The organism is Vibrio zhanjiangensis (genome assembly GCF_030161235.1).
Classification (GTDB): Bacteria; Pseudomonadota; Gammaproteobacteria; order Enterobacterales; family Vibrionaceae; genus Vibrio; species Vibrio zhanjiangensis.
This window is the reverse complement of sequence record NZ_BSPW01000109.1, coordinates 1-8114: the sequence shown is the minus strand read 5'-3', so window position 1 is coordinate 8114 and position 8114 is coordinate 1. Positions and strand designations below refer to the sequence as shown.

The 8114-nt window shown below is 43.1% G+C and carries 4 protein-coding genes; 1 reads left to right on the top strand and 3 read right to left on the bottom strand.

Annotated elements, in window-relative coordinates; all coding sequences use genetic code 11:
• Positions 1 to 16: 16 nt before the first annotated feature.
• A complete protein-coding gene (locus tag QQK21_RS21675; RefSeq protein ID WP_284194256.1) occupies positions 17 to 3121 on the bottom strand; it encodes a Tn3 family transposase in 3105 nt (1034 codons plus the stop codon).
• 401 nt (positions 3122 to 3522) lie between these two features.
• Here QQK21_RS21675 and QQK21_RS21670 point away from each other — a divergent pair, with 401 nt between their 5' ends.
• Positions 3523 to 4407 (top strand): recombinase family protein, encoded by an 885-nt coding sequence (locus tag QQK21_RS21670; protein ID WP_284194255.1) that lies wholly within the window; start codon positions 3523 to 3525, stop codon positions 4405 to 4407.
• 71 nt (positions 4408 to 4478) lie between these two features.
• Here QQK21_RS21670 and QQK21_RS21665 read toward each other — a convergent pair whose 3' ends face one another.
• The gene (locus tag QQK21_RS21665; protein WP_284194254.1) at positions 4479 to 5123 is read right to left on the bottom strand and encodes a hypothetical protein; all 645 of its coding nucleotides are present in this window, start codon (positions 5121 to 5123) and stop codon (positions 4479 to 4481) included.
• A complete protein-coding gene (locus tag QQK21_RS21660; RefSeq protein ID WP_284194253.1) occupies positions 5113 to 7773 on the bottom strand; it encodes a phospholipase effector Tle1 domain-containing protein in 2661 nt (886 codons plus the stop codon). Before QQK21_RS21660 ends, QQK21_RS21665 begins: the two co-directional genes overlap by 11 nt.
• Between the last annotated feature and the right edge of the window lie 341 nt (positions 7774 to 8114).

Genomic DNA, 8114 nt, shown 5'->3' with positions numbered 1-8114 from the left:
TACTTAAAAATCACTTTTAACTCTCATCTTCTCCCATTGACTCTGTTCCTGTTATAGCATTGATGTCCTTTAATATGCCCTCCAAACTAAACGTTTCTTGCTGACGAGCAAATGTGTAATTGCCTCCCAACTGAATGTGCCCCCAAGCTACTGGGGATAAGTTGGCCAGTAGTTTTACCACCTCTTCATTTCCTTCCTTCTCATACCTTTCGACCAGCTCAGAAAGTAAAGCCGAGTTATAGTAAATGATGCAGTTAGCGATTAGTCGGGCACAGTTATTCCAAAGCTCAACTTCGTAATCATTACCGCCTCTGAATTGGTTGCCGTTAACTGAGGCTATGGCTCTTCTTAATTGATGGTATGCTTCACCACGGTTTAAGGCTTGCTGTACAAATTGTCTTAAGGTCTGGTTGTCCACATATTCCAGAACGTAAAGGCTTTTAATTAATCGGTCATATTCTCGTAATGCCGCTAGTGTTTTGCTATTTCGTTTACTATTGGATAATTTTTTGATTACAGTACTTTGGTTTGTCGATTTTCGGCTCAGCGAACATAGGATATGTTGGATATTATCCCATTCATCAATAATCAACTGGTGCTTGATGGCCTTTTTAAGGCTAATATGTAGATCTTCCTCTAAGCTCACTTCAAAGAGTTCATCGAAGACTCGCTTAAATCTTGCGTAACGGGGAGCAAACTGATACCCAAAAATATCAAGAATGGCAAAATTCACATTATTGACCCCATGATTATCAGTCGCAACCGCTGTGGGCTGTACTTCGCTACTGTTATTATAAAGTAAGTCAAAAGCAAAATGACCTTCATATTCATTGAGTGCATTGACTTTTGTGTTGACAGGAATATGGTTAACAACAAGAGTCATGGCGGAGACTCCCTTACCTTTCCTAAAGTGTTTGGCTGAAAATCTCGCTTTAAACGTGTTTATCCTACACCCATGTTTTTGCCCATCGATGCTACCGAAGGGAGCCATTTCGTTGATGGTATAGTATTTAAAAATATGAAGGTTAGAGATGGCATTGGAAATCAAATCATTCGCCTTTTGAATACTCTCAGGCCTGAGATAGGTGTCATTGACGGATCTCAATACACCAATGCTACGATCTGAAACGGAAGCAATTTTATGTAGGCCATAATTAGCACCATTGCCGAATAAACAAGCAATGAGATCACCTTGTCTTGCCTCTGTGTGAGGTTTATGTGCTGTCAGCCCAGAAAAGGCATCCAGATACCCAGTTTTGCGATTTACATAATCCATAATATCAATGATGCCCATATGCTGGAGCTGGCTGTAAACAGGGTTATCAACGCTCGACTTCCAGCGACGATTAGCTAAGCTCCATGTCAAACGATTCGATCGTGGTTGGCATTTTACAAAATCATTCGCATCCACATTAATATTTTGAGTCACTCGCGCAGTAAGATTTTCTAACTGCTTATCCAAGCTTCGTAACGTCTCCTTTATGGGTAAACTGAGCCGTTCTAATCCCGTTTTTGCTATTAAGCTGTGTTTGTCTTTGCTCCAAACCTTTTCGGGAATAAGATCATCTTCCAATCGTTTATTTTGCTCACTTTCGCTTATAAATATGCGGCCTTGTTCGAGCATTCTGACGATTTTTTTGTAAAGATAAAATTCGCATCGTTTGAGGTTGACGCCATCCTCATCGAGTAAATATCGTTTGTCATTTGAACGTATTAGGTCAACGTTAAAGGTTTTGATACCACGCTTTTCAGTCAGCTCAATCTTAGAGGAAACGATTTGTTCTGCTAAACCTTCTTGTCTTTTATCACACTCAATATCGATAGCTAAGAACAACTTTCTTAGGGAGTTAGCGGTTGTTCTTGCCTGTTCATCTGTGTATTGCCAACGATAAAGAATCAGATCAAAGTCCTTTTGGTGCAAATGTTGACTCAATCTCTTTATATCTTCAGATTCAATGAGTGAGAAAGCCTTTTGACGAACACTGCCAAACGGTATTGAATCATCTAATGACTCATCAACAAAGAGACGTAAAATATTTCCCGCATCCTTGAGTTTCGTTCTAACCACTTCCAGTTCTTGAGCAACACTTTGCTGGGCATAACACTTTGCTGCTTCATCGTGTTTGTTTACTAGGTAACTAAATGCCGTAACCAGTTTATCGTTACTCTCTCTATAACGGAAAAACAGGTAGCAAATCAGATAGAGTTTACCTTGCCACTCTGGTGAGCGGCGCAATTTGTATATTGAACGATGCTTTACTAAAGATGCGTAGTAAAGCATATTTCCCCTCGATAAGTTTAGAGTATCAAGGGCTTGTTTTAACTCAGGATATAGAGCCTTTATGATGGTATGTGATTTGATTTCACGCTCTAGCTCTGAAGGTGAAAAGCCGCGGGCTGAACCTTTATATCCAGCCAAACTATTAAGCAATCCTTTATCCTCAATGATATTTTGTAAGCTTTGAGCCGTCTTTTTCGACAAACCGCTGGATAAAAGGTGTTCTGTACGCTGGCGCTCTACACTAATCGCCTGAGTCACGAGATCTTGTAACGATGTGTAGGCTGGTAAGGCAATACGACGCTGCCCAAAGAAAGTTAAGCATTCATCAAATATGTAACGGGGATTATTATATATCGTCGCTACATCTTGCAGTCGAGTTGCAAGAGCTTCAGCGTTTTTTTCGGTCAGTTGCTCAAAACCGAGTAGATCGATTACTCTACTGATCAACCTAGAGCGTGTAGATTTTGGTAACGCCTTAAATTCTGGTTTTAAACCCGAAAAATAAGTACGACAAATATAGCGAACATCCTGCTTTGCATCTTTTAGATGAAATTGAGGGATAACGGGCTTCGCTCTAAAATATCCAACAAAAAGAATGAAGTAGATTCGTGTTTCAAGCTTATCCATCTTACGGATGAGGCTAAGAAGTTCGGTATCTAACGAAAAAAACTCTTCTCGCTCCGATTGGTTGAATTCAGGCTTTCGATACAGCTCATGAATTTCATCTGGGTTTAAAATGGTAAGTCTACTTTTACGTTTGGCTGGCATTGTTGGGATAATGTTTGAAAATAATAGCAAAAGTATCATTAATGGTGGGGCGACAACAAACTCATCATTCATCGGTGGTCGAGACTGCCAAAGAAAGCTCCTTCTCAATTAAGTGGCCCAAATTGATGTCCATTTTTCACCCGTACAGCGATTACTTTTATTGACGGCAATTTTATCTCTTTAGTACTTTTATATCTAAAAACTAAAATCTAACCAAAGTTAATGCTTTTCTTTCATTTTAGGAGGTTGGTGAATATTAGGCTTTTAGGTGTTCACCACTAGATCAATTACGTAACATCCAATTGCATGTGATTTCACCATAATGAGTGATTTTTTCATTTTGATTGAGATCACACCATGTATCACAAGAGTATACCCATGTGATAGTATTGAATATTGTCATTTTTTACTATCATATACATTAAAAATACATTTATGATAGAAAGATATCACTAAATTTAGAGTCATAAGATATGTCACTAGTCGGATACGCTCGGGTATCGAGCACAGATCAGGATCTCACCATCCAAAATGAGGCGCTTAAGTCCGCTGGGTGTGAAAAAGTGTTTGCTGAGAAAAAAAGTGGTGTCCAGCAAGAAGGACGAACACAACTTGAAGCGTGCCTCGATTACCTCAGAGAAGGCGACACATTAATAGTCACTCGAATTGATAGACTCTCTCGCAGTTTGAGAGATCTCCAGAACCTAATCCATGACTTGAAAGAAAACGGTATACACCTCAAAGCCACGGAACAACCTATTGATACCTCGACGGCCGCAGGTCATGCTTTTTTTAACATGCTGGGTGTTTTTGCGGAATTTGAAACCACGCTGCGTAAAGAGAGGCAGCTCGAAGGGATAGCCAAGGCAAAAAGTGAAGGGAAGTATCGCGGACGCCAACCTACCGCCCGTAGAAAATCGTATCAGGTGATCGACCTTATAAAAGAAGGCTTCACCCGAAAAGCCGTAGCTGAAAAGTTGGATATTGGTATAGCCAGTGTTTATAGGATCTTGAAACACTACCAAGACGAGAACCCCACACAAGTATTGCCAGGATCTCGCTCTAAAATGAAGATTGCCAAGTTAGACGTTTATTTGATGGTTGAAAACAACAGTAAGTTTGTGCGTGGGAAATCGAAAGCCAGAGAATATATAGAAGACGATTGGGCATATCATTACGATATGGTCAAACTCGATAAGCAGGGCTGTGACTATATCTTAAAAACGCCTTACCAATCACTGGAAGAGTTAGACGCCATCGTGCATGAGATAATAGAAGAGGCTCATTCGAATGCCGACATCAAGAATTGCTTCATTGATATCCGTATTTCTCATAAAGAAAGTGGACGAGATTGGTAGTGGTGTGACTTTCGGTCAAGTCATCCCATAACAAAACGGCGCTCTTTATTAAGAACGCCGTCTGGCTATCATTAGTCTTCAAAGGGCTTGTCAGAGACTTCACCCATCCCCTCATAGAGAACGGCGACCATAGCAACGCTATCCGAACGCCTATTAGGAGCAGGTGATAATAACCCATTGGGATCAGCGCCCTCATTGACGGTACAGTCGTCAGTAGTGTCAGAGACACAAAGGATCGAGTAGAGCAACATCACCTTGGGGCCATCAACCAGCACCTTCATAATAGGAGGCACGCTATGGTTCTTATAATAGTTATTCATGGTGTCGATTTTCTGTTTGGCTAGCTCACTGTCAATTTCGCCATCGATGCGATACCACTTTTTATCATATACGTCATCGTAGTTTCCCCATTCTGGCTTCCAACGCCGTTTCCATTCTTCGGCCCAATAGCCGCTTCCCCAGCCGCTCTCCCAACTGCCTTCAATCGCTGTGGGTACGCCCATGCCGACACCCGCACTGGCACAACAACCTTGTACTCCCCCATACGCAAAGTTTCCGACACCACCATAGATATCGGTGATCCGCATATCACGAATAAACTGTGGGGCCCCCAAAGAGCCAGATTGACTGATTTTAGACACAGAGACGGGTTTTTCACCTAAACAGCCAGCTAATAACACCAATAAGCCGATTATCGTCAGTCGGTTAACCATCATTAGTAAACACCACTCGTTTTAGTTGGTTGGATTCCGTTGTCACACCATTGACCATCTTTTCATAAGCACTGTCAAAGCCTGGATTAATGAGAGCATCATGAGGCCTATGTATCCAGTCTCGGCCGTATTGACGTATTTCCGCCATCCAGTGCTCTGGGGTTATGCTACCAAGAGGTTGAGCTAAAAGCTTGTTTTTTAACGCCTCTAATACGACGTCGTTTTGTGTGGGGGTTACGTAATCTTGAGGCAGCTCTAATTTGTTCATCAACCATTTTATGCCCATAGCCTCACCTTGCTGTTTCATACGCTCTAATGGCAAGGCAGAGAACCCATTGCTGATAGGGTGAAATTCATAGTAATACAAGGTTTGGTTGACCTGCTTAACCGTACCAAAGAGGCCTTTAGATTGACATTCTCTTTCCCAAGCTCGGCACTCTTGGGCAAACAATCTTTCTCCGTGATTAGCGGCAGCTTGAGCATGTTGGTGGTTCGCTCTGCGAATAGTCTCTGAAAACAACTCACTGGCCGATTCTGTTTTTATTAGCTCTCGATTAAACGTTGCCGATAGTGGCATCCCGTATCGCTCTGGTAAGCCTTGTTTGTCATACTGATGTTTGGAAGGGTAACCACCGCCAACATCGGTATGGCACCCCGCGAACACCTCTTCATAAAAATGGCCGTAAAGTTGGTCTTGGCTTGAACGTAGTGACGTCAGTGGAAAGTTTTTGCGATATTCATGGTGCGCGCTAATTTGAAATACCCGCTCAGCACAGTTCACATCAAGCCCTAACTGAAAGTTACCGTCTTCATTGTCCCCAGCCTGATAAAACGAGCCGACACTCTCAAATAGGCCAACAAAACGCACACTACAGGTACGAGACTCATCTGGGTAATAGCCTCGTCTTGCTTGTACACTATCATCATCCACATGCGCCAGTAAATTAGGAAACACCTCACCATAGGACTCACCATCACGAGGGAGACTATAATCAGGCACCCCGTCTTTAACAGCATTGACAAAGTGACGCGCCAGCGCCGCTCCTCGGCTAAAGCCAAATACATCAAACTCGATATGAGTGACGCTTTGGAAAGACTTATCTTCTTTTAGTGACTGTACAATACCAAAAAACGCACGAGTCCAGTTTTGCCATTTGTAAAATGCCCCCGTTTCACTTGATAGCAACTCTAATGTGGCTTTGACTAAAGGGTGAGGGAGATGAGGTAGCCGATTAGGTTCTACCCCAAACGCTTGCCCAGCGTCTGTTTCATCTTTGCCTTCATCAATCAGCTCAGGCTCTTGCCAAGCATCATCAACCGTACCCACGCCAGAAACATAAATCTTTTGGGAGTCATCATCCAGCGGATACGCTTCAAACAACCGCGCAATATTGGTGCGCGATTTCACCCCTCGGGTTTCCTTATACAAGTCATTGAGGTTGTTTTGCCCTGTGCCATCAAAAAAGACCCCGATACGTAGCGTCTTCTCTTGCACCTTCTGCACATTGAGTACAGGGGTTTGTTTGGGCATTCTCGCATCATCAAACAGGTGCAGCACAGAGGGTGACAATTGGGGTTTGGCGTATTCTCCCCATACATTACCGTATGGATAGGCGCTGCCCACAGCAAAGTCAGTTTGAGGGCACGGCTGCTCTATTTTCTTGGCGTCAGGGTCAAAAAACGCTTGTTCACTGACATTCAGCGTATCGCCTGCCTTTAATGACATGGGGTTACTGGCATAGGTCGGGTTTAAATTGAGTAATGCCTTGGGGCTAAGACCGTATTGCGGCGCAATATCAGACCATTTTTCATGAGTACCGTCGGGTTTTATCAAAACCGTATGAGTGTCTCTTTCCTCTTGCGTCTCTTCTTGTGCGATTTTTTCTCTGGCAAGTAAAGGCTCTGAGCACGCCGATACCAATGCATTGACGTCAATCTTAGTGGCGTTCTCGTCAAGCCAAACCGCATTTATCTCAGCCAACTCGTCATTGGTCAGCTTGTTGCGGCGATAGAAGAGATGTTGAGGCGCAGGGTCCGCATCTTCAATTTTGACTGGCACCAATAATGTGATGTGGGTGTGCTCGCTGATAAGCTCTTTGGTGATGCCACTGGGTGAAGAGCGCGTAATTTGCCAAGCGCTTCGGCCTTTACCAAGAATAACCATCTCATACACTAACTGCCCATCATAGAAGTAGTAATAGAAACCGTGAGCAGCACGGCCTAGTCTAGACTCACTTTCCACTACAGGCGTAAAGGGAATAAATTCCGCATTAATGTGCTGTGAATCAATCGGCTTTGACGTAATCGAGTATGATTGGCTTATCCCTATGCTTTGGATACGTTCATGAATTAGTGACTTTTCCTCTTCTTCAAAGCATTTGGCGGTTAAAATGGTATGGCGATGCGGCTGTATCTCTTCAGCTTTTTGCCAGCTCTGACTCCGCCCTTCGTTAGAGGTCTTCCCCAAGCTAAACACCCCCGTTTGCAGCGTAGTTAGGCTATCTTTGGGCGCATGAATTTTAATGCGGCATTCAAACCCAGCCACGGGCGCTTTATTTGTGTCAGCGATACGAGGCTGCGGGGGTAGTTTCACGTCTTCCTGAACAGGGGCATACCCTGCTCGGCGTGTCGGTCTGGGAAAATAGAGCGGCATGGTCAACATCCTGAAAAGACAAAGGCTTAGTGTATCAATAGGTCATTACTTGCACACTAGGCAAAGTGACTGATTTCCTAGTTGTTTTTCCTAAATGATCAGTTGTTCTGTTGTACCTTAACCTCTAGATTCGACCTAATGAACTGTATAAAAATACTGGAGTGGAAATCTAACCCTATCTCACAGCCCTTAGCATGCAAGGGCTGTGAGCAAACTTTGGACTTTTCGATGAAATGGGCAACATACTTTTCTAATCGGCGTAGCCTCGAAAAAATGCATCAACGCTATAAAAGTTATGGACTCACAAGAAGAAAGCAAGAGTTAAAACTTATTTTTAAGTA